The sequence below is a fragment of the Methylobacterium sp. PvR107 genome, from assembly GCF_017833295.1.
In the GTDB taxonomy this organism is placed as follows: domain Bacteria; phylum Pseudomonadota; class Alphaproteobacteria; order Rhizobiales; family Beijerinckiaceae; genus Methylobacterium.
In genome coordinates, this window is sequence record NZ_JAFIBW010000001.1 from 2,329,032 (window position 1) to 2,350,139 (window position 21,108).

The window sequence follows — 21,108 nt, forward strand, 5'->3', positions numbered from 1 at the left end:
ATCCTGTCCCCATGCACATGTACGGCAACTGGCGCTCGGCCGCCGCCTTCCGGGTGCGGATCGCGCTCAAGCTGAAGGGCATCGCCTACGAGGAGACCTTCATCGATCTCGACGCGGGCGATCAGCACAAGCCGGAATTCCGGAGGATCAACCCGCAGGGGGCGGTCCCGGCCCTGTTCGACGGCGAGGGTCCGCCCCTCACCCAGTCCCTGGCCATCCTCGACTACCTGGAGGAGACGAAGGGCGGCGTGCGGCTCCTGCCCGAGGAGCCGCGGGCGCGGGCGCGGGCGCGCTCCCTGGCGCAGGTCGTCGCCTGCGACACCCACCCGCTCTACGTGCCGCGGGTGCGCACCTTCCTGATGGAGCATTACGGCCTGCCCCGGGAGCGGATGCTCGACTTCCTGCGCAATGCCTTCGAGACCGGCCTCAGGACCCTGGAGACGCGGCTCGGCACCGAGCCCGGGACCGGCCGGTTCTGCCAGGGCGACGCGGTGAGCCACGCCGATCTCTGCCTCGTCAGCCTCTGGGTCGGGACCGGCATCTTCGGCATCGACACGGCGCCCTACCCGATTGTGGCACGGATCGCCGAGGCCTGCCTCGCCCTGCCGGAGGTCGCCGCGGCACATCCCCTGCGTCAGCCCGGCGCGCCCGGCGCGTGATCCGCCGCGCGCGCACTGGTCACGCGGGCCGGCGGCAGGCAGATGTGGCAATCCGTTAGGCAGGACGTGTAAGCAGGCCGGCGATTTAATCCCGGTTCGGGGGAAGAAAGAGTGTCGATGGCATCCGTCGAGAACGAATCCGGCCTGCATCGCGTCGTCGTGGTCGGCGGCGGCGCGGCCGGATTGCAGCTTGTGACGAAGCTCGGCGACAAGCTCGGTCGCGGCAAGCGCGCGCATGTCACGCTCGTCGACCGCGCCCGCACGCATATCTGGAAGCCGCTGCTCCACGAGGTCGCGGCGGGTAGCCTCGATGTCGGCCACCATGCAGTCGATTACCTGCATCACGCGCACATGCACGGGTTCCGCTACCGGATCGGACAGATGACCGGCCTCGACCGGGAGGCGCGCACGATCCAGCTCGCGGCGAGCCACGATTCCGAGGGGCGCGAGGTCACGCCGGAGCGCGCAGTGCCTTACGACACCCTCGTGATGGCGGTGGGGTCCACGACCAACGATTTCGGCACGCGCGGGGTCGCCGAGCACGCCATCGCCCTCGACACCCAGGATCAGGCGGTGCGCTTCCACCAGCGCCTCGTGAACGCCTCCCTGCGGGCGCACACGCAGGTCGGCCCGGTCCGTCCCGGCCAGCTTCACGTGACGGTGATCGGCGCCGGCGCCACCGGGACCGAGCTCGCAGCCGAGCTGCACCGGACCCTCCGCCACGTGGTCTCCACGGGCCTCGACAGGATCGACCCGGGCAAGGACATCCGCATCACCCTCGTCGAGGCCGCCGACCGGATCCTGCCGGCAGTGCCGCAGCGCCTCTCGGCGGAGGTGATGCAGCTCCTCAACAAGATCGGCGTGGATGTCCGCGTGAAGGCGCGGGTGACCGAGGTGCGGGCCGACGGCGTCCAGCTCGCCGACGGCACCTTCATCCCGTCGGAGCTGGTGGTCTGGGCGGCCGGCGTGAAGGCCCCGCCCTTCCTGCAGGGAATCGGCGGGCTGGAGACCACGCGGACCAACCAGCTCGTCGTCACCCCGACGCTGCAGACGACCCGCGACCCCGACATCTTCGCGATGGGCGATTGCGCCTACCTGGTGGAGGCCGGCTCGGACACGCCAGTGCCGCCGCGCGCCCAGGCGGCGCACCAGCAGGCAAGCCACCTCATCGGCCAGATCCAGGCCAAGATCGACGGCAAGCCGCTGAAACCCTTCAAGTACAAGGATTTCGGCTCGCTGGTGTCGCTCGGCGAGTATTCGACCGTGGGCAGCCTGATGGGCTTCGTGCGCGGCAAGAACATGCTGATCGCCGGTCTGTTCGCCCGGATGATGTACCGCTCGCTCTACAAGATGCACGAGCGGGCGCTCCACGGCACCGCCAAGACGGTGCTCGACACCCTCGCGCGCGCGCTTACCCGCCGTACCGAGCCGCGCGTGAAGCTGCACTAGCTTGAGCTACGAGCCCGGGAGATCCGAGCCGTTTTCAAAGGGAGGATGAACTCGATGATCCTGGTAAGCGTCATGTACCCGACCGGCCCGAGCTTCGACATGGGCTATTATCTCGGCCACCACATGCCGCTGGTGCGCGAGCGCTGGTCGTCGCTCGGCCTCCACGAGGCGAAGGTGGTCAAGGGCGCCGGCACGCCTGACGGCGGCGCCGCCCCGTTCCAGGTCATGGCCCTTCTGACCTTCGAGTCGACCGAGGCGTTCAAGAAGGCCGTGGCCGCCCATGGCGAGGAGATCTTCGCCGACATCCCGAACTTCACCCCGGCGCAGGCCCAGGTGCAGATCAACGACTTCGCGGAGAGCCCGTGATCGACATCGTCAAGGCGGTGCAGGCGGCCGATCCGAGCCTCGGCACCTACGTCATCGTTCTGCGAAACGACTCGCGGGCTCTCGACGGGCCGGAGCGCTTCACGCCGGACGCGCAGGCCTGGCTCGCCGCCAACGCCCCCGGTGGCCGCCTTGCCCGGGTGACGATCCAGCTCGCCCCCTACCCGGGGGCGGCGCCGGCCGAGCGCGCCGTGAGCGTTGCGGCCTTCGCGGAGGCCCGGGAACTCGCTGCCTTCGCCACGACCTGGACCGGGGATCCGCTGCCGGACGAGTCCGAGGATCCGATCTGAACCGGGTTCGCCCGGTCTCGGGTTCGCGCCGTCGTCACGAGCGCAGCGACGTGATCCAGGGCAACGCGACCTCGGAGCGCTTGGCGTCACCCTGGATCGCTTCGCACCGCTCGCAAACACGGCGGCGCTGAACGCGACAATCAGGGCTGGTCTCAGCCCAGGTCCGCCGGGATCCCGAGCGCCGGCCCGAGGCGCGCCCGGCACCGGCCGAGCGCCGCGAAGGCGGCGTTCGAGTCGCGGGCGAGCCGCATCAGGTCTCCCAGCCGCGCCCGGCCGCGGGCGAAGGCGAAGAACACCGCGGCGATGTCGGGCTCGCCATCCGCCGTGAGCGCCTGCGCGGCGAAGGCCGGCAGCGCCTGCCCGGCCGGATCGCAGATCACCCGCAGCGCCGCGAAGGGCAGGCCGTGCCGCCCGGCGAAAGCCGCAGCCACGTGCGATTCCATGTCGACGGCCGCCGCGCCGGTCGCGGCACGAAGCTCCGTCTTGCCGTCGACCGACAGGACGGCCGTATCGACGCCGGCGAGATCCGCCGGGATCACTCGAGGGCCGACATCCGACAGGGCGTTGAGGAGCAGGGCCGACAGGTCGAGATCGGCGGCGCGCCGCCCCTCCTCACCGACGACGCCGGTGCCGACCACCACGTCGCCCGGCTTGAGCGACGGGTCGAGGCCGCCGGCGATCCCGAAGCTCACCACGGCCCGGCAGCCGGGCGGCACGCGGGCATCGAGGAGTTGGCGCAGCCGGTGCGGATTGCCGCCGGCGCCCACCGCTTCGACCCCCTCCCCGGCCGCCATGCGGCGCTCGCGGGCGAGGCCGGTGACGGCCAGGACGGGTGCGGTGGGGTCGATCATGGTCCGCTGGTGGACCAGTCCGGCAAGGTCCGCAAGCAGGCGCGAACGCCGGGGGGCCGCAGGCGGTTGATCCGGCACGGGGCGGGATTCACCCGGTCCCGGGGGATCGCTGTCTGAAGGGGCCACGTGTCGGTTACCGGGGCTCGCGGGTCGGTCACCCGGACGGCCGAACGCGCCGCATTCCGGTTCGGGCGGAGCCGGCCCCTCGGGCCGGCTCCAACGCATCACATGCCGAACTGGACGCGCCGGCTGTTGGTGCGCTTCAGGTTGCGGAAGCGCGCCATCGCCCAGAGCGGGAAGAACTTCGGGTAACCATGATACCGCAGGTAGAACACCCGCGGGAAGCCCGTGGCCGTGTAGCGCTCCTCCTTCCAGAACCCGTCCGTGCCCTGCGTGCGGGTGAGGAAGTTGATGCCCCGGGTCACGGCCGGATCGTCGACGGCGCCGGCCGCCATCAGGGCGAGCAGCGCCCAGGCGGTCTGGGACGCGGTGGACGAGCCCGCCTCGAAGGCCGGGTCGATCTTGTAGGAATTGGCATCCTCGCCCCAGCCGCCATCCGGATTCTGGATGCGGATCAGCCACGAGACCGCCCGCTGGATCCGCGGATCGGCCGGGTCGACACCCGCGGCGTTGAGGGCGCAGAGCACCGACCACGTGCCGTAGATGAAGTTCATGCCCCAGCGGCCGTACCAGGAGCCGTCCTCCTCCTGGTCGTTGAGGAGGTAGTTCACGCCGCGGTCGAGGGCGCGGGAGGTCTCGCGGGTCTCGCCGAGCTGCGCCAGCATCCCGACCACGCGGGCGGTCACGTCCGCGGTCGGCGGATCGAGCAGCGCGCCGTGATCCGAGAACGGGATGTGGTTGAGGTACATGTGGTTGTTGTCGGCGTCGAACGCCGCCCAACCGCCATCCTCCGACTGCAGCCCCTCGACCCATTCGCGGGCGCGGGCGATGGAGGCCTTGTAGTCCGGCATGCCGACGACGAGGCCGTGCTGGTGCATGGCCCGGTCCATGGCCATCACCACCACGGCGGTGTCGTCGAGGTCGGGGTAATGGGCGTTGGCGTACTGGAACGCCCAGCCGCCCGGTCGGACCTTCGGCTTGCGCGCAGCCCAGTCGCCGACGATGTCGAGCACCTGCCGGGGCTTCAGCCAGTCGAGGCCGGCGCGGGCCTGGGCCTCCGCCTCGGGGCCGCCGGCCTCCAGCAGCGCGTGGCTCGCGAGCGCCGTGTCCCAGACCGGCGAGACGCAGGGCTGGACATAGGCCTCGTCGGCCTTCTCCACGACGAGCTTCTCGATGGCGTCGCAGGCGACGCGGACCTGCGGGTGATCGGGGCGATAGCCCATCACCTCGTACATCAGCACCGAGTTGACCATGGCGGGAAAGATCGCCCCCAGGCCGTCCTCGCCGTTCAGGCGCTCGCTGACCCAGGCGCGGGCCTTCTCCATGGCGCGCTGCCGGCCCTTGCGCGGCAGGTGGTTCTCGACGCGCTGCAGCACCCGGTCGATGAAGCCGAAGATCGGCGTCCACGGCCACGTGGCGTGCGGGGAGCCGGGCCAGGAGCGGACGCTCTCGGGCGGCGTCACGAACAGCTCCTGCACGCTGATTCCGCGCGGGTTCCGGGCCCGCGGCTTGGTCGCCTGGAGCACGAACAGCGGCACCACGGTGGTGCGCGCCCAGTAGCTGATCTTGTCGAGGTGGAAGGGGAACCACTTCGGCAGGAACATCACCTCGACCGGCATGACCGGCACGGCGCGCCACGGCACCTCGCCGTAGAGCGCCAGCATGAAGCGGGTGAAGACGTTGGCGTTGGCGGCGCCGCCGCGGGACAGGATGCCCTCGCGCGCCCGGCGCATGTGCGGCGCCTCGATGTCGTCGCCGATCATCTTGAGCGCGAAATACGCCTTGACCGTGCAGCTCATGTCGAATGGCCCCTCGTGGACGAGGGCCCAGCCGCCATGCCGGCCTTGCGTGCGGCGCAGGTAGTTGCCGATCTTGGCCTCGAGGCCGTCGGCGACCTGCGTGCCACGGAAATGGTGGAACAGCACGTACTCGGACGGGATCGTCGCATCCGCCTCGAGCTCGAAGCAGATATGCCCGTCGTCATGCGCCAGGGCGGCCAGCGCGCGCGTTGCATGCGCCACGCCGCGCTCGACATCGTCGAGCGAGATCCCCTGCGTCTTCGAGCGCTGCAGCGCCTCGACCTTGCTTACGGCCTCTCTCATAATCCTCGCCTCGAGCGGCCGCCTCGCGGCGGACGCGCATGCCTCAAGCTGCGCCGCGCATGCCGCTTCCGGCACGCACGACAAAACCCGCGCGCAGGGCACGCGCGGCCGTCTTGCCCGAGCGAATCGCTCCCTCGATCGTCGACGGCAGGCCTGTGGCTGTCCAATCGCCTGCCAGGACGAGATTGTCGTAGGCGGTTTCGGCCCCCGAGCGCCGCGCGGCTTCCGCCGGCGTCGCCGCGAAGGTCGCACGCTTCTCTTTTACGATCTGCCAGCTGGGCAGTTCCGGTGCAAGTTTGCACAAGTGTGCGATCTCGGCCCAGATCTGGCGCGCAAGGTCTTCCCGGGGCACGTCGAGCAGCCGGTCTGCACCGCTGATCGTTACCGAATAGCGGTCCGGATAAGCGAAAAGCCACTCCGTGAGGGCGTTGACGACGCCGAGAACGAGCGGGCTGCCGGGCTTCGGCGCGAGCGCGAAATGCGCGTTCACGATGGAGCGGAATTCCACCGGGGCGAGGAGACCGGGCAACACCTCGCGGGCGACCCAGGGCGGCAGCGCGAGCACGATCCCGTCTTCCGGTCCGATCGCCTCGGCGCCGTCGGAGAACTGGAGCTGCGCGACGCGGCCGTCGGCGATGTCGAGGCCGCGCAGGCGCCGGCCCAGGCGCATCTGGCAGCCGCGGGCCGAGAGGTAGCGCACGGCCGGATCGACGAACGCGTACGACAGGCCCTCCACCGCCACCAGGGGACGGCACGCCTTGCCGCCCGCGCCGAGGGTCTCGCGCAGGATCCGGGCGGCCAGCCCGACATCGCTGTCCCGCGGCTCGGTGTTGAGCGCGGCGAGCAGCACCGGGTGCCACAGCCGGCGGTAGAGGTCGCCCTCGCAGGCCATGTGGGCGCCGATCGTGCCGCCCGCGCCCTCCGGCTTGCCGGAGGCGGCGCGCAGGATCCCGAGCGGGGCGAGGTAGTCGCGCGCCCGGGTTCCGGGAACGCGGCGCGACGGGCTCATCACCCACCAGGGCAGCCGTCCGGCATTGGGGCGCAGGCGCCAGCGCTCGCCGGTCTTCAGGTCGGCGAAGTCGAACTCCGCCGCGTCCGGGCCGACGAGGGCGTCGGCGGGCGCGCCGATTGTCTTGAGGAAGCCCAGCGCGTCGGCATTGCCGGAGAGCAGCAGGTGGTTGCCGTTGTCGATCGTCAGGCCGAGTGCCGGATCGTAGTACGAGCGGCAGCGCCCGCCGGCCTGCTTGGCGGCCTCGTGCAGCACGACCTGGGCGCCGGACTCGGCCAGCGCGACAGCGGCGGACAGGCCGGCCAAGCCGGCGCCGACGACGTGGACGGTTCCCATCAGATCAGGCCATGCCGGAGGACGACGCCGAGGAGCGCCAGCTTGCCGGGTTTGACCCGGGCGCGGGGCATCGCCCAGCCGCGTTCGAGGACCGCCTTGAGGTAGAGGTGATAGGCTGCCGCCATCAGCCGCGCGGCCTTGGTCGCCTTGCGCGGGCTGCGCCGGATGATCTCCCAGGTCGCCTGGTAATGCTCCTCGGCCTCGCGGGCGAGGGAGAGGCAGACCTCGCCGATGCGCGGGTGGCGGATCGCCTCGACCGGGGTCGGGTCGGCGAGCCCGATCGCCTGGAGCTTCTCGCGGGGCAGGTAGAGGCGGCCGCGCTCGGCATCCTCGTCGATATCCCGGAGGATGTTGGTGAGCTGGAGCGCCCGGCCCTGGTGCCAGGCGAGCCGGATGCCGTCCGCCTCCGGCATGCCGAAGATCCGCACCGACAGCCGGCCGACCGCGCTGGCGACCCGGTCGCAATAGAGGTCGAGGGTGTCGGCGTCGGGGGCGACGATGTCCTCCACGGCGTCCATGGCCATGCCGTCGATGACCGCCTGGAAATCCTCGCGCTTCAGGCCGAAGCGGCGCACCGGCTCGACGAGGTCGCGGACCCGTGGCGCCGGCCGGCCGGCATAGAGCGCGTCGATGTCGGCCCGCCAGCGGTCGAGCTCGACCTGCCGGACGGCGCGGGTGCCGCCATCATCGGCGACGTCGTCGACGGCACGGCAGAAGGCGTAGACGGCGTACATCGCCTCCCGCCGCTCCTTCGGCAGCAGGCGCATGGCCGTGTAGAAGGAGGAGCCGGCGGCCGGGAGCGCCGGGGCGGCGCCCTGCTCGGCGGGCGCGGGAGTCGCGGTGGCGCTCACGAACGGCTTCCTTGAGCGGCGGCCCGGACAATCCGACCCCGGAAGGGCCGGCGGGCCAGGGTGGCGGCGACGCCGCCGAGCGCCGTGAGGGCGAAGGCGGCCTTGCCGTGATGGACTGTCTCGGAGAGCGGGTCGCGCTCGGTCAGGCCCTTGGCCAGCACCACGGCGAGCCGGTGGATCGCGGCGATCTCCAGGGACAGGCGCAAATCGTCGATCAGGTCCGGCAGGACCGCGCCCTCGTCGAGGAGGTCCAGGCATTTCTGCGCCAGCTCCCGGATCACGGCCCGCAGCTGCGGCGGCGCCTCGGCCTCGCCGAGCATCGCGATCGTGGCGCCGTGGCGGTCGAGGGCGTCCTGCGGGATGTAGACCCGGTCGAGACCGGCGAAATCCTTGCCGCAATCCTGCAGGTGATTGATGATCTGGAGCGCCGCGCAGATCGCGTCGGACGGCCCCCAGACCCGGGCCGGGTCCTCGCCGTGGATGTCGAGGACGAAGCGGCCGACCGGCATGGCCGAGTAACGGCAATAGTGGATCAGCGCATCCCAGTCGGCATAGCGGCTCTTGCGCGCATCCATCCGGAACGCGTCGAGCAGCTCCAGGGCATGGCGCGGGGGCAGTTTCCGAGCGGCGAGCTCGCGCTTCAGCGGCTCCGCCTCGGGATCGGACGGGCCGGCGCCGGTGAGCGAATCGGCGAGGCGATCCAGCATCTCGATCTTGCGCTCGGGCGACAGCGCGGCATGGTCGGCGACGTCGTCGCCGGCGCGGACGAAGTTGTAGAACGCCAGGATCGCGCCCCGGTGGCGGGGATGGATCAGGTGCGAGGCGACGGGAAAGTTCTCGTCGCGGTGGCCCTTGCCGGAACGCGTCGCGGTCGCGGAATCGAGGCTGCTCATGCGAGGTATCCCGCTTCGCGGAACCACGTGATCGCGTCGGACAGCCCCTCGCGGTAGGGCCGTGCCGTGTAGCCGAGTTCGGCGCGCGCCTTCCTGTCCGAGAAAAACATCCGGTAGCGCGACATGCGGATCCCGTCGATCGTCGCGAAGGGCTGCTTGCCGGTGACCCGGGCGGCGAGCTGCGCGAAGAACGCCACCGGGTAGACCGCCGCCCGGGGCAGGTTCACGGTCGGCGGCTTGCGGCCGACCATGCCGGCGATGTCGGCGAGCATCTGCGACAGGAACACGTCCTCGCCACCGAGGATGTAGCGCTCGCCGATCCGCCCGTTGCGGAGCGCCAGCAGGTGGCCGTGGGCCACGTCGTCGACATGAGCGAGGTTGAGCCCGGTATCGACGAAAGCCGGCATCTTGCCGAGCGCGGCCTCCTGGATGATCCGACCGGTGGGCGTCGGCTTGACGTCGCGGGGGCCGATCGGCGTCGACGGGTTGACGATCACCGCCTTGAGACCGTCCCGGGCGACCATCTCCTCGACCACGCGCTCGGCCACGACCTTGCTGCGCTTGTAGGCGCCGATGGCGGTCTCGGGCGTCAGCGGCATGGTCTCGTCGGAGGGCGTGACGCCGTCGGCCGGCGGCTTGATGGTCGCGACGCTCGACGTGTAGACGACCCGCTCCACCCCGGCGTCGAGGGCCGCCCGCATCATCAGGCGCGTGCCGTCGCGGTTGGTGCGAACGATCTCTTCCATGTCCGGCGCCCAGAGCCGGTAATCGGCCGCGGCGTGGATCAGGTAGCGCTGGCCGCGCATCGCCGCCGCCACGGCGGCCGGGTCGCGCATGTCGCCCTCGGCGATCTCGACATCGGTCCAGGTGAGGTTCCGGCGCGGGCTCGAGGCGCGCACGAGGATGCGCACCGGGAAGCCGGCCCGGCGGAACACGTCGACCAGGGCGGATCCGAGAAAGCCGCTCGCGCCGGTGATCAGCACGGGTCCGACCTCGGAAGAGCCGGGGGTTGTGGCCTCTGCCATCACGGATCTGGAGGATTACCGAAAACCAGTGCGGCCGGGGATCCCCAGCCGCGCCGCGCTTGTGTCATCGAACCGCCGGGGCGGCAAGCGATGCGGCGGCATGCCCGCACCGCGTGGCTGATGCCGGGTTTCAGGCCAGCCGCAGGCGCGAACGGCTGTCCTTGCGCTCCGGCAGGGTGTCGAGGGCGGTCCGGACGATGGTCTGCGCGTCGAGGCCGGCCTCGGCGTACATCTTCTCCGGGCTGTCGTGGTCCTGGTAGCTGTCCGGCAGCGTCATCGTCCGCACCCGGACCCGGCCCGCATCCAGCGCGCCCCGCTCCGAGAGGAGATGCAGCACCATCGCGCCGAACCCGCCCCGCGAGCCCTCCTCGATCGTGATCAGGACCTCGTGGTCCCGCGCCAGCTCCAGGATCAGCGCCGCGTCCAGCGGCTTGGCGAAGCGCGCATCCGCCACCGTCACGGCAACGCCCTGCTCGGACAGCGTGTCCGCCGCCTTCAGCGCCTCCGCCAGACGCGTGCCGAGCGACAGGATCGCCACCCGCGCCTCCGCGTCCCGGCGCACCACCCGGCCCTTGCCGACGGCCAGGACCTCGCCCCGCTCCGGAAGCTCGATGCCGACCCCCTCGCCGCGCGGGTAGCGCAGCGCGATCGGCCCCGAATCATGCGCGTGCGCGGTGGCCACCATGTGGACCAGCTCGGCCTCGTCGGACGCCGCCATCACGGTCATGTTCGGCAGGCAGCACAGGTAGGCGAGGTCGAACGCGCCCGCATGCGTCGCCCCGTCGGCGCCGACCAGGCCCGCCCGGTCCATGCAGAACCGCACGGGCAGGTTCTGCAGCGCCACGTCGTGCACGACCTGATCGTAGGCCCGCTGCAGGAAGGTCGAGTAGATCGCCACGAACGGCCGGTAGCCCTCCGTCGCCAGGCCGCCCGCGAACGTCACCGCGTGCTGCTCGGCGATGCCGACGTCGAAGGTCTTGTCCGGATGCGCCTTGCCGAACAGGTCGATGCCGGTCCCGCCCGGCATCGCCGCGGTGATCGCCACGACCTTGTCGTCGGCATCGGCCGCCTTGATCAGGCTCTCGCCGAACACCCGCGTGTAGGCCGGCGCGTTCGGCTTGGCCTTGGCCTGGACCCCCGAGACCACGTCGAACTTGACCACGCCGTGGTAGCGGTCGGCGCTGGCCTCGGCCGGGGCGTAGCCCTTGCCCTTGCGGGTGACCACGTGCAGCAGGATCGGGCCGTGCTCGGCGTCGCGGACGTTCTTGAGCACCGGCAGCAGGTGGTCGAGGTTGTGCCCGTCGACCGGGCCGACATAGTGGAAGCCCATCTCCTCGAACATGGTGCCGCCGCCCACCACCAGGGAGCGGGCATATTCCTCGGCCGCGGCCGCGCGCTGGTAGAGCGCCTTGGGCAGGAGCTTGCCGAGCTGCTTGGCGGTCTCGCGCAGGGACTGGTAGGCGCCGCCCGAGGCGAGCCGGGCGAGGTAGGCCGACATGGCGCCGACGGGGGGCGCGATCGACATGTCGTTGTCGTTGAGGATGACGATCAGGCGCGAGTGCAGGGCGCCGGCGTTGTTGAGCGCCTCGTAGGCCATGCCGGCCGACATCGAGCCGTCGCCGATCACCGCGATGGCGTTGCGGCGCTTCAGGGCGCCGCCCTTCTGCTTGGCGGTGGCGTTGTCGAGGTCGCGGGCGACCGCCATGCCGAGCGCGGCCGAGATCGACGTCGAGGAATGCGCCGCGCCGAAGGGGTCGTAGACGCTCTCGGACCGCTTGGTGAAGCCCGACAGGCCGCCGCCCTGGCGCAGCGTACGGATGCGGTCGCGGCGCTCGGTGAGGATCTTGTGCGGGTAGCACTGGTGGCCGACGTCCCAGACGATGCGGTCGTCGGGCGTGTCGAACACGTGGTGCAGCGCGACGGTGAGCTCGACCACGCCGAGCCCCGAGCCGAGATGCCCGCCGGTGATCGACACCGCGTCGATCATCTCGGCGCGCACCGCGTCCGCCACAGCCGGCAGATCCGATTCCGGAAGCCCGCGCAACGCCGCAGGATTCGGGACACGATCCAGCAACGCCGATTGCTCAGGTGATATCGCCAATGGTCGCATCCGCTCGTTCGAGTGTGGCGACGGCCCCGTCGCGAGCCCGAGGCAACCGCGACGCCAGCACGCGGGGGTACGCGTTCATGCTAGAACCCACCCGTCCGTCGCTGTCATGATAGTGCCAGTTACGGATGATTGGCGGCGCGATCAATGTCGGGCCGGCGTTTTTTCCAGTCACGTGCCCTTACCGCCACAAGAGGTCCGCCTTTGAGCCCGGCTCGTCTGTGCACAATCCTGCTCACGCTCGCGATTACCGGAAGCAGCCAAGCTTACGCCGAGCCGCGGCCCCCGGACGGCAATCTCGACTTCCTGTGCAACTTCCTGGGCGATTGTCCGACGCGGGCGGCCCCAGGAGGCCCGGACCGCGATGCGCGACCCTTCGTCGGCAACCTGGGCCGCCCCTGCGCGTGGCGGTATCGCCCGACCCCGGAGGGATCGCGCCGGGTGCGGGTATGCTGGTGAGGCGGCGCAGGGTATTCTGTGCCGCGATCGTGGCTGTGGCGGCCCTCGGCGCCGCGCCGGCCCCCGCCGACGAGGCCTGCCCGGGGCTTTTCGCCGATGGCCGGGCGCCCGTGCTCACCAATCCGAAGCTCGCCGCGCAGACGGTGCCCCTGTGCTTCGAGGCGTTCGCGGTGCTCCATTCCGGGATGGCGCGCACGCCGCTCTATTCGGCCGAGCATCTCACCCGCGCGAGCGTGGCGGAAGCGCGGACGGTGGTGCGGGACGATTCCTTCCACGAGGAGGCACGGCTTCCGGAGAACCAGCGGGCGTCGCTGGAGGATTACGTCCGCAGCGGCTTCGACCGGGGCCATCTGGCGCCGGCGGGCGACATGCCGACCCTGCGGGCCCAGGCCGAATCGTTCAGCCTCGCCAATATCGTGCCCCAGAACCGGATGCTGAACCGCGGCCTCTGGGCCGACATCGAGGAGAGCGTCCGTCGCGTGGCGAGCCGGCGCGGGTCGATCTTCGTGGTGACCGGCGTGATCTTCTCCGGCGACGCGGTGCAGCAGATCAGGGGCGGCGTGCTGGTTCCGACCCGGCTGTTCAAGGCGCTCTACGATCCGGCGAGCGGGCAGGCCGGGGCCTACCTCGCGCCCAACGACGCGTCGAAGGATTGGGGCGCGGTCTCGATCGACGAACTGAACCGGGACTCGGGGATCGACGTGTTCCCGAGCCTTCCGGCCGCGGTCCGGACTACCGCGATGATCCTGCCCGATCCCCACGCCAGCGCCCGCTCGGACGAGCACCGCCCGCGACGGGAGGAGACGTGGCCGGACTGGCTCCGGCGCGAGGGCTATCGCGTGCTGCGCAGGCTCGTGCACGATCTCCTGCGCGCGATCTTCTGACGGGAGCATCCATGGCACAGGACAGGCACGGCAGCCGGCCCGAAACCGGCGACAGCGGCCAGGACAGGTTCGAGCCCTTCGCCGACGACGCCACCGTGCGCAGCGTCGGCGCCCTGTCGTTCGAGAACGGCAAAGATCGAATCGCCGTGCACGGATCGATCGACCTCACGCGGGACAAGGCGGGCCTCGCGCAGGCCAAGCACCTGAGGGAGACCCTGGCGGCGATCGTGAAGGCGCTGGAAACCGGCGACCTGCCGGAGGCGGTCGCGGACAGCCCCGACGCGGCGCCGACATCGGTCCGCAATCCGTTCGCCTGACCATCCCAATCGAGGAGCCTTCCAGCGGCAACCTTGCCGCTGCCCGGCGGGGCTGATACTCGGGCAGCGTCATTCTATATCTTGGAGAACGCGCGTACAGGACGGGTGCAGACGCCCCGCACCTGGCCCGTGCCGCTGGCACGCATTGCGCATTCCCGCACACCACGCCGAGGACGGTCCGCGATGGCTCGCGAATTCATCTACCACATGCGGGGCCTGACCAAGGCCTATACCGGCGGCAAGAAGGTCCTGGATAGCGTCAACCTGTCCTTCTACCCCGATGCCAAGATCGGTGTGCTCGGCATCAACGGCTCGGGCAAGTCGACGCTGCTCAAGATCATGGCCGGCCTCGACAAGGACTTCACCGGCGACGGCTGGGTCGCCCAGGGCGCGCGCGTCGGCTACCTGCCGCAGGAGCCCCAGCTCGATCCGAACAAGTCCGTCCGCGAGAACGTGATGGAGGGCGTCGCCGAGAAGCAGGCCATGCTCGACCGCTACAACGAGCTCGCCATGAACTACTCGGAGGAGACCGCCGACGAGATGACCGAGCTCCAGGACCGGATCGAGTCCCTGGGTCTCTGGGAACTCGATTCCAAGGTCGATCAGGCCATGGAGGCCCTGGGCTGCCCCAGCGACGAGCAGCCGGTCGCCACCCTGTCGGGCGGCGAGCGCCGCCGAATCGCGCTGTGCCGCCTGCTCCTGTGGGAGCCGGAGCTGCTGCTCCTCGACGAGCCGACCAACCACCTCGACGCCGAGACGGTGAACTGGCTGGAAGGCCACCTGCGCCAGTACCCCGGCGCGATCCTGATCGTGACCCACGACCGGTACTTCCTCGACAACGTCACGAGCTGGATCCTGGAGCTCGATCGCGGCAAGGGCATCCCGTACGAGGGCAACTACTCGGCGTGGCTGGTGCAGAAGCAGAAGCGCCTCGAGCAGGAGGGCCGCGAGGACATGGTCCGCCAGCGCTCCATCGCCCGTGAGCAGGAGTGGATCGCCGCCTCGCCGAAGGCCCGCCAGTCCAAGTCGAAGGCGCGCATCACCCGCTACGAGGAGCTGGTCGCCAAGCAGAACAACAAGGTCGATGCCTCCGCGCAGATCGTCATCCCGATCGACGAGCGGCTCGGCAACAACGTCATCGAGTTCGAGCACCTCAGCAAGGCGTTCGGCGACCGGCTGCTGATCGAGGACCTGTCGTTCAAGCTGCCGCCGGGCGGCATCGTCGGCGTGATCGGCCCGAACGGCGCCGGCAAGACCACCCTGTTCAAGATGATCACCGGCCAGGAGAAGCCCGACAGCGGCAAGATCGATGTCGGCGAGACCGTGAAGCTCGGCTACGTCGACCAGTCGCGCGACGCCCTCGATCCGAACGCCACGGTCTGGCAGGAAGTCTCGGGCGGCAACGACATCATCTATTTCAACAAGCGCGAGATCAATTCGCGCGCCTATTGCGCGGCCTTTGCGTTCAAGGGCCCCGACCAGCAGAAGAAGGTCGGCACCCTCTCCGGCGGCGAGCGCAACCGGGTGCACCTCGCCCGGACCCTGAAGGGCGGCGCCAACGTGCTGCTCCTCGACGAGCCGACCAACGACCTCGACATGGAGACCCTGCGCGCCCTCGAGGACGCGCTGGAGGATTACGCCGGCTGCGCGGTGATCATCAGCCACGATCGCTGGTTCCTGAACCGCATCGCCACCCACATCCTCGCCTTCGAGGGCGACAGCCACGTCGAGTGGTTCGAGGGCAACTTCTCCGACTACGAGGCCGACAAGGTCCGCCGCCTCGGGGCGGATTCGATCATGCCCAAGAAGATCAAGTACAAGCGCTTCTCGCGCTGAGCGCCGCCGGAACCCGCTCCCGCCCGCAGGGCCGCGCGGGAGCGGGTCGCACGGCCTCCTTCATCCGGGCGTGATCAGTCGAGGCGTGATCGCGCTTCGGCCAGCATCACCGCGAGGCTTTGTGTGAGCGGAAGAGCGGGCCGCCATCCGGTGAGCCGCGCGAACGCCGTGGGGTCGCAGCCCTCGCTGCGCACGCCCTGCGGCCGGACCCGATCGGGCGTTGCCCGGACCGTGAAGGTCGCCTCCGTCATCGTGCGGAGCGCGTCGAGGATCTCGGCGACCGACGTGATCACCCCCGATCCGACGTTGAAGATGGCGCCTTCGGGCAGGTCGTCGATCCGCTCGATGACCCGCAGGCACGCCGCAGCGAAGTCGGCGATGTCGAAGAAGTCCCGCGCGGCCGAGAGGTCGCCGACGTCCAGGCTCGCCTCCGCCAGCCCCCGCTCGATGCGGGCGATCTGCGCGGCGAAGGACGCCACCACGAAGGTCTCGCTCTGACCGGGGCCGATATAGTTCGACGGCCGCAGCACGAGATGCTTCACGCCGGCACGGGCGAGCACGTCGCGCAGGATGTACTCGCACGCGTTCTTGGTCCGCCCGGAGATGGTGTCGGGCCTTGGCGTCACGCCCTCGTCCGGGCGCGGATGGATCCGGAACGCCTCCCCGTAGACCACGGTCGAGCTCAGGAACACGAGGGCCGCATTGGTCCGGGCCACCGCCTCGGCGAGGTTCAAGGTCCCGAGCAGATCCGCCCGCCAGGCATAGGACGGCGTCTCGCTCGACTGCGCCACCGAGGCCAGGGCCGCGAGATGGAAGACGATGTCCGGATCGAAGGCTGCAACCGCCTGCGTGAGCCGGCTGGCCTCGAACGGGTCGACCTCCAAAAAGGTCACGCCGTCGAGCGGCGGCTGTGCGGCCCGGTCGATCCCGAGGATCGGGCTGCCGGCCGGCAGCCCCAGCCGCAGCGCTTCGAGCAGGCGGCGGCCGAGATAATCTCCGGCTCCGGTGACGAGGACGCGCATGGATCCGGCCCCTGGACGGCGTGGACGACCCAAGCCCGGATCGGTCCGCCGCCTCTATAGCGGGTGCGGACGTGATGCGAGAGCGGATGCGGCGAGCGGTCGATCGCCGCCGCCCAGCTTCGCGCCGCCCTGCCACACACGCAGATCGGGCTGTTACACTGCGGAGCCGCGCTCGCGGTCGGCCGGGCTGTTGTCCCTAACGGAACAAAGACGCGTGATCGGCGCAGTCTCGTGCAGCGGTTGCGCGTGTACGCGCTATGTTGCAGTGCGGCCGGCGAGAACTGACGCCGGCCGGCGAATTCGGCGCGAAGATGGGCCGCGTGGCAATCACCGACGATCTTGAGCGGCCAGCCGCCGCCGAACGGCCCAGAACCGGACCGCGACCCGCCAAGCCGGCCCGCGACGCGCGGGTCGACGTGGTGCGCGGTCTCGCGCTGCTGACGATCTTCCTCGACCACATTCCGCGCAACGCGCCGGCCCTGTTCACGCTGCACAATTTCGGCTTCTCGGATGCCGCCGAGATCTTCGTGCTCCTGGCCGGCTACTCCTCGATGATCGCCTATGGCGGGTTGTTCCGCCGCGCCGGCATCCGGACGACGGTCGCGCGCATCCTGCGGCGCTGCCTCCGCATCTACCTGTTCCAGGCGGGGCTCCTGCTCGCGACGCTCGTGATCGTCCGGATCTGGATGGACCTCACCGGCCTGACGCCGCGATTCGGCGTCGCGCCGCTGCTTCAGATGGGGCTCCTGCCGGGCCTGCTGCGCGGTCTCATGCTGAACGCGCTGCCGAATTACCTCGACATCCTGCCGCTCTACATCCTGCTGCTGGCTCTGTTCCCGCTGATCTATCTCGGGATGCGGCACGCGGTCTGGGGTGTCCTGGCGCTGTCGGGCGCCCTGTGGCTCGCCGCCAACCTCGATCACCAGCTGAACCTGCCGAACGCCGCAGCCGATGACGGATGGTATTTCAACCCGTTCGCATGGCAGTTCCTTTTCGTGATCGGGGCTGCCCTGGCCCTTGCTGTCCGCGCCCGCGACGGCCTGCTGCCCTGGCGGGGCTGGGCCGCTTCCGCAGCCTGTGCCTATCTGGTCTTTGCCCTGTTCCAGGGAGGGTCGTGGATCGATTGGGGCCTGCCGGACCTGAGGCCGCTGGCGATCGACGCGCCGGACAAGAGCCATGTCGGCCCCTTGCGCCTGCTCAACATCCTGGCGCTCAGCTACCTGCTGTTCAGCGCCCCTGCCGCGCTGCGCGCCAGCCGGTGGCGCCACTTCCGGCTGATCGATGCCTGCGGCCGGCATTCGCTGGAGGTCTTCGCGGCCGGCTGCCTGGCGGCGCTCATCGGCCGCATCCTGTACCGCACCTTCGACGCCACATGGCCGCTGCAGGTCGCCGTCAATCTCGGCGGGCTGGCACTCATGCTGGGCTTGGCGAGCTTCCTGGATGCCCGGCTCCGCAGATCGGCGGATTCGAAGCCGCCCCGTCGGTAAGGGCCGGCAGGACCCAGGCCCGGAGGAGCAACGATGCCGCCAATGCGCCGCAAGGGCGACCTCCCGGAAAAGGTCTGCGCGCAATGCGGCCGGCCCTTCGCGTGGCGCAAGAAATGGGAGCGCGTCTGGGACGAAGTCCGCTACTGCTCCGACCGATGCCGGGCCGAGGCCAGGACGGCGCGCAAGCGCGACGCGGCGGAAGGGTGACGGCTCAACCGCCCCGCAGGGCGCTGAGCCCCGAGGGCGTGTCGATGTCGAGGGCGGTGCCCGGGTCGCCGGGGATCTCCAGCACGTCGGTCCGCCCCTTCAGGAGCGGCCCGGCGCCATGGTCGCCGACGAGGCGGGTGATCGCGGGACCGAGCCGGCGCAGGTTGAGAAGCACTGGATTGCCGCGCCGTCCGCCCTGGACCGGGACCACGGCGGCCGGCTCGTCCCGGGCGCCCGTGAAGGCCGCCGCGAGGCGGTCGATATGGGCAGCGGTGACGCGGGGCATGTCGCCCAGCACCACCACGGCGGCGGTACAGGTCCCCGGCAAAGCCGCGAGACCGGCCCGCAGCGAGCTGGCGAGACCGGCGCGGTAATCCGGATTCTCGATGCCGATCAGGTCGAGCCCGTCGAGGGCGGCCCGCACGGCCTCCGCGTGCGCGCCCAGCACGACCACCACCGGACGCGGCCGGGCCCCCAGGGCGGCCTCGGCCGCATGGCGCACCAGCGGCTTGCCGTCGAGGGGCGCGAGCAGCTTCGGCTCCGGGCCGAAGCGGCTGCCGAGACCCGCGGCGAGCAGGACCGTGCCGATCTCAGCGCCGATCTCACTCATGCACGGCCGGATCCACTTCCGCCTCCTCTCCGGCGGTCTCGCCGCCGGCGCGGGGTTGCGGGCGCGAGACGATCTCCATGAGAAGCCCGCCGACCCCGAGCGCGACGATGTCGGCGCGGCTGACGGGCAAGTCGGCCAGCAGGCGGTGCAGGATCCAGTCGAAGCCGTTCTCCTTGGGCGAGCGCGCGCAGCCCGGCGCGCCGATCATCGGCACGTCGCCCCGGCGGCCGATCAGGAGCAGGTTGCCCGGATCGACCGGCATCCCGAGATGCTCGACCCGGCCGCCCGCCGCCGCGATCCCGGTCGGGATGACGTCGCGCCGGTCGGCGATGGCCGAGGCGCCGAACACCACCACGAGGTCGGCCCCGGCGCGATCGATCGCTTCCGCAAGTGATGCGGCGACGGCCTCGGCCGCGTGCGGCACCCGGGTCTCGGTGACGATCTCGGCTCCTGCCGGGACGAGGCGCTCGGCCAGCACCCGGAGGGTCTTGTCGATCGTCGTCTCCTTGAGGCTGGGCAGGCGGGTCGAGACCACGCCCACGCGCCGCCGGCGATAGGGCGCGACCGCCAACGCGCCGCCCGCGGCCGCCGCGCCGACGCGATCCAGCACCGCGCCCGGCACCGCGTAGGGGATGATCTTCACGGTCGCGATCATCTCGCCGGCGACGACCGGCTTGAAGCGCGGCAGTGTCGCCACCGTGACGGCCTCGTCCACCGCGTTCACGGCGTCGATCTGCGCGGGATCCAGGATCAGCACCCCGGCGGTCTCGGCGAAGAGGTTGCAGCGGCCGGTGAAGGGCGGCTCGACGCGCAGATTCGCACCCGCGAGATGCGTGGCCAGACGGGCGGCGGCCGCGTCCTCCCCGACATCGCCGGGCTCCAGGGTAGCCGCGACGATCTCCGACAGGCCGGCCCGCGCCAGGGACGCCGCCGTATCGGAGGCGATCACCGCCCCCTTGCGCAGGGTGATGCCCTCGCGCCGGACGGAATGGGCGCTGATCAGCCCGGCCGCCTCCGCGACCGGGACCGGACCGAACCTCACGCAGCCTCCGGTCGGGGTGCGCGGCGCAGGGCCGCCACGATCTCGGCCAGCACGGCGAGCGCGATCTCGGCGGGGCTGACCGCTCCGAGCGGGAGACCGATCGGCGCCCGGATCCGGCCGATCTGCTCGGGCGAGAACCCGGCTTCGGTGAGCCGCGCGACGCGGGCCGCATGGGTCTTCCGCGAGCCGAGCGCGCCCACGTAGAAGCACTCGGCCATCAGCGCCGCCTTCAGGGCCGGATCGTCGATCTTGGGGTCGTGGGTGAGGGCCGCGAGCGCGCTGTAGCGGTCGAGCGGTGGCACGCTCTGCCCGAACGCGGCATCCGGCCACTCGGCCACGAGCGCGATCCCCGGGAAGCGCTCGGGCGTCGCGAAGGCCGTGCGTGGGTCGATCACCGTGAGCGCGAGGTCCAGGCCCGCTGCCATCGGCGCCATCGCCTGCGAGATGTGGACGGCGCCGACCACCACGAGCCGCACCGGCGGAACCTGCACAGTGAGGAACAAAGTCCGTCCGTCGGCTTCGACGAGGCCGCTCTTTCCGGAGGCGAGATGCTTGGCCAGCACCGCGCCGAGCGGATCGGCGGCGACCTGTTCCTCGCGCACGAGGCGCTGCGCGCCATCGGCGATGTCGGTGACGAGGATCGCGGCCCGGCGTGCCGCCCGCTCGGCGTTGAGCTCGGACAGGAGATCGCTGCGCATCAGTCGATCCGCTCGACAAAGACCCGGATCCGGCCGCCGCAGGACAGGCCGGCCCGCCACGCGGTCTCGTCGGCGACGCCGAATTCCAGGACGCGCGGCGCCCCGGCCTCGATCACCTCGATCGCCTCGGTGATGACCGCGCCCTCGACGCAGCCGCCCGAGACGGAACCCAGGAAATTGCCTTCGCCATCGACCACGAGGTGGCTGCCTACGGGCCGCGGGGCCGAGCCCCAGGTTTCGATGACGGTGGCCAGCGCCACGGCGCGGCCGTCGCGCCGCCAGGAATCGGCGGCGGTGAGGATGTCGGTATCGGTGCTGAGCATGGCCTCGAAGACCTTCGGCCGGCGGGCGCCCCCCGCACCCCTCAGGTATGGCCCGGGCGCCGCCGCGCAAGAAGCCCGCCTGCGAAAGCGCGTGTCAGGAAATGATGGCGGACGGCGGCGCGCGGCCATACTCTGACGCCACAACCT

21 protein-coding genes are annotated in these 21,108 nt (G+C 70.9%); 9 read left to right on the top strand and 12 right to left on the bottom strand.

Annotated features, from left to right (window positions below):
• The first annotated feature begins 11 nt into the window (after nt 1-11).
• From maiA to JOE48_RS10880, 4 genes are all read left to right on the top strand, one after another.
• Entirely contained in the window at nt 12-659 is a 648-nt protein-coding gene (gene maiA, locus JOE48_RS10865) for a maleylacetoacetate isomerase (RefSeq protein ID WP_210029752.1), read from the top strand.
• 117 nt (nt 660-776) lie between these two features.
• A complete protein-coding gene (locus tag JOE48_RS10870) occupies nt 777-2,108 on the top strand; it encodes an NAD(P)/FAD-dependent oxidoreductase (RefSeq protein ID WP_210029753.1) in 1,332 nt (443 codons plus the stop codon).
• A gap of 54 nt (nt 2,109-2,162) precedes the next feature.
• A complete protein-coding gene (locus JOE48_RS10875; protein WP_210029754.1) occupies nt 2,163-2,474 on the top strand; it encodes an EthD family reductase in 312 nt (103 codons plus the stop codon).
• Nucleotides 2,471-2,782 (top strand): hypothetical protein, encoded by a 312-nt coding sequence (locus JOE48_RS10880; protein ID WP_210029755.1) that lies wholly within the window; start codon nt 2,471-2,473, stop codon nt 2,780-2,782. The genes JOE48_RS10875 and JOE48_RS10880 overlap by 4 nt, the downstream gene beginning before the upstream one ends.
• A gap of 152 nt (nt 2,783-2,934) precedes the next feature.
• On the opposite strand, the gene JOE48_RS10885 is transcribed toward JOE48_RS10880, so the two are convergent.
• The 7 genes from JOE48_RS10885 to dxs form a co-directional block, all read right to left on the bottom strand.
• Nucleotides 2,935-3,633: a phosphorylase gene (locus tag JOE48_RS10885; protein WP_245252790.1), complete on the bottom strand. Its 699-nt coding sequence runs from the start codon at nt 3,631-3,633 to the stop codon at nt 2,935-2,937.
• Nucleotides 3,634-3,857: 224 nt separating this feature from the next.
• The gene (shc, locus tag JOE48_RS10890; RefSeq protein WP_210029757.1) at nt 3,858-5,855 is read right to left on the bottom strand and encodes a squalene--hopene cyclase; all 1,998 of its coding nucleotides are present in this window, start codon (nt 5,853-5,855) and stop codon (nt 3,858-3,860) included.
• A 43-nt stretch (nt 5,856-5,898) separates the two neighbouring features.
• On the bottom strand, nt 5,899-7,200 hold the full coding sequence (gene hpnE, locus JOE48_RS10895) for a hydroxysqualene dehydroxylase HpnE (RefSeq protein ID WP_210029760.1): 1,302 nt from the start codon (nt 7,198-7,200) through the stop codon (nt 5,899-5,901).
• Nucleotides 7,200-8,051, bottom strand: coding sequence for a presqualene diphosphate synthase HpnD (gene hpnD, locus JOE48_RS10900; RefSeq protein ID WP_210029762.1), 852 nt, complete (start codon nt 8,049-8,051; stop codon nt 7,200-7,202). Before hpnD ends, hpnE begins: the two co-directional genes overlap by 1 nt.
• Nucleotides 8,048-8,944, bottom strand: coding sequence for a squalene synthase HpnC (gene hpnC, locus JOE48_RS10905; protein ID WP_210029764.1), 897 nt, complete (start codon nt 8,942-8,944; stop codon nt 8,048-8,050). Before hpnC ends, hpnD begins: the two co-directional genes overlap by 4 nt.
• Nucleotides 8,941-9,969 carry a hopanoid-associated sugar epimerase gene (gene hpnA / locus JOE48_RS10910; protein WP_210029765.1) on the bottom strand — a complete coding sequence of 343 codons (1,029 nt, stop codon included), beginning with the start codon at nt 9,967-9,969 and terminating at the stop codon, nt 8,941-8,943. The genes hpnC and hpnA overlap by 4 nt, the downstream gene beginning before the upstream one ends.
• Before the next feature lie 130 nt (nt 9,970-10,099).
• A complete protein-coding gene (gene dxs, locus JOE48_RS10915) occupies nt 10,100-12,079 on the bottom strand; it encodes a 1-deoxy-D-xylulose-5-phosphate synthase (RefSeq protein WP_210029766.1) in 1,980 nt (659 codons plus the stop codon).
• Between the two features lie 446 nt (nt 12,080-12,525).
• Here dxs and JOE48_RS10920 point away from each other — a divergent pair, with 446 nt between their 5' ends.
• From JOE48_RS10920 to ettA, 3 genes are all read left to right on the top strand, one after another.
• On the top strand, nt 12,526-13,419 hold the full coding sequence (locus JOE48_RS10920; RefSeq protein WP_210029767.1) for a DNA/RNA non-specific endonuclease: 894 nt from the start codon (nt 12,526-12,528) through the stop codon (nt 13,417-13,419).
• 11 nt (nt 13,420-13,430) lie between these two features.
• Nucleotides 13,431-13,736, top strand: coding sequence for a hypothetical protein (locus tag JOE48_RS10925; RefSeq protein ID WP_210029768.1), 306 nt, complete (start codon nt 13,431-13,433; stop codon nt 13,734-13,736).
• Between the two features lie 183 nt (nt 13,737-13,919).
• The gene (ettA, locus tag JOE48_RS10930) at nt 13,920-15,572 is read left to right on the top strand and encodes an energy-dependent translational throttle protein EttA (protein ID WP_210029769.1); all 1,653 of its coding nucleotides are present in this window, start codon (nt 13,920-13,922) and stop codon (nt 15,570-15,572) included.
• 74 nt (nt 15,573-15,646) lie between these two features.
• Here the strand turns inward: ettA and JOE48_RS10935 are convergent, their stop codons facing one another.
• Nucleotides 15,647-16,594, bottom strand: a complete 948-nt coding sequence (locus JOE48_RS10935) for an NAD(P)-dependent oxidoreductase (RefSeq protein WP_210029771.1) — start codon at nt 16,592-16,594, stop codon at nt 15,647-15,649.
• A 320-nt stretch (nt 16,595-16,914) separates the two neighbouring features.
• Between JOE48_RS10935 and JOE48_RS10940 the strand changes: the two genes are divergently transcribed.
• On the top strand, nt 16,915-18,081 hold the full coding sequence (locus tag JOE48_RS10940) for an OpgC family protein (RefSeq protein WP_210029773.1): 1,167 nt from the start codon (nt 16,915-16,917) through the stop codon (nt 18,079-18,081).
• 33 nt (nt 18,082-18,114) lie between these two features.
• A complete protein-coding gene (locus JOE48_RS10945) occupies nt 18,115-18,288 on the top strand; it encodes a DUF2256 domain-containing protein (protein WP_210029775.1) in 174 nt (57 codons plus the stop codon).
• A gap of 4 nt (nt 18,289-18,292) precedes the next feature.
• Here JOE48_RS10945 and JOE48_RS10950 read toward each other — a convergent pair whose 3' ends face one another.
• The 4 genes from JOE48_RS10950 to JOE48_RS10965 are packed head-to-tail and all read right to left on the bottom strand — an operon-like array spanning nt 18,293 to nt 20,961.
• The gene (locus JOE48_RS10950; RefSeq protein ID WP_210029777.1) at nt 18,293-18,898 is read right to left on the bottom strand and encodes an NTP transferase domain-containing protein; all 606 of its coding nucleotides are present in this window, start codon (nt 18,896-18,898) and stop codon (nt 18,293-18,295) included.
• On the bottom strand, nt 18,891-19,940 hold the full coding sequence (locus tag JOE48_RS10955) for a molybdopterin-binding protein (RefSeq protein ID WP_210029778.1): 1,050 nt from the start codon (nt 19,938-19,940) through the stop codon (nt 18,891-18,893). Before JOE48_RS10955 ends, JOE48_RS10950 begins: the two co-directional genes overlap by 8 nt.
• The gene (locus JOE48_RS10960) at nt 19,937-20,638 is read right to left on the bottom strand and encodes an XdhC family protein (RefSeq protein WP_210029780.1); all 702 of its coding nucleotides are present in this window, start codon (nt 20,636-20,638) and stop codon (nt 19,937-19,939) included. The genes JOE48_RS10955 and JOE48_RS10960 overlap by 4 nt, the downstream gene beginning before the upstream one ends.
• Nucleotides 20,638-20,961: an XdhC family protein gene (locus tag JOE48_RS10965; protein ID WP_210029782.1), complete on the bottom strand. Its 324-nt coding sequence runs from the start codon at nt 20,959-20,961 to the stop codon at nt 20,638-20,640. Before JOE48_RS10965 ends, JOE48_RS10960 begins: the two co-directional genes overlap by 1 nt.
• Between the last annotated feature and the right edge of the window lie 147 nt (nt 20,962-21,108).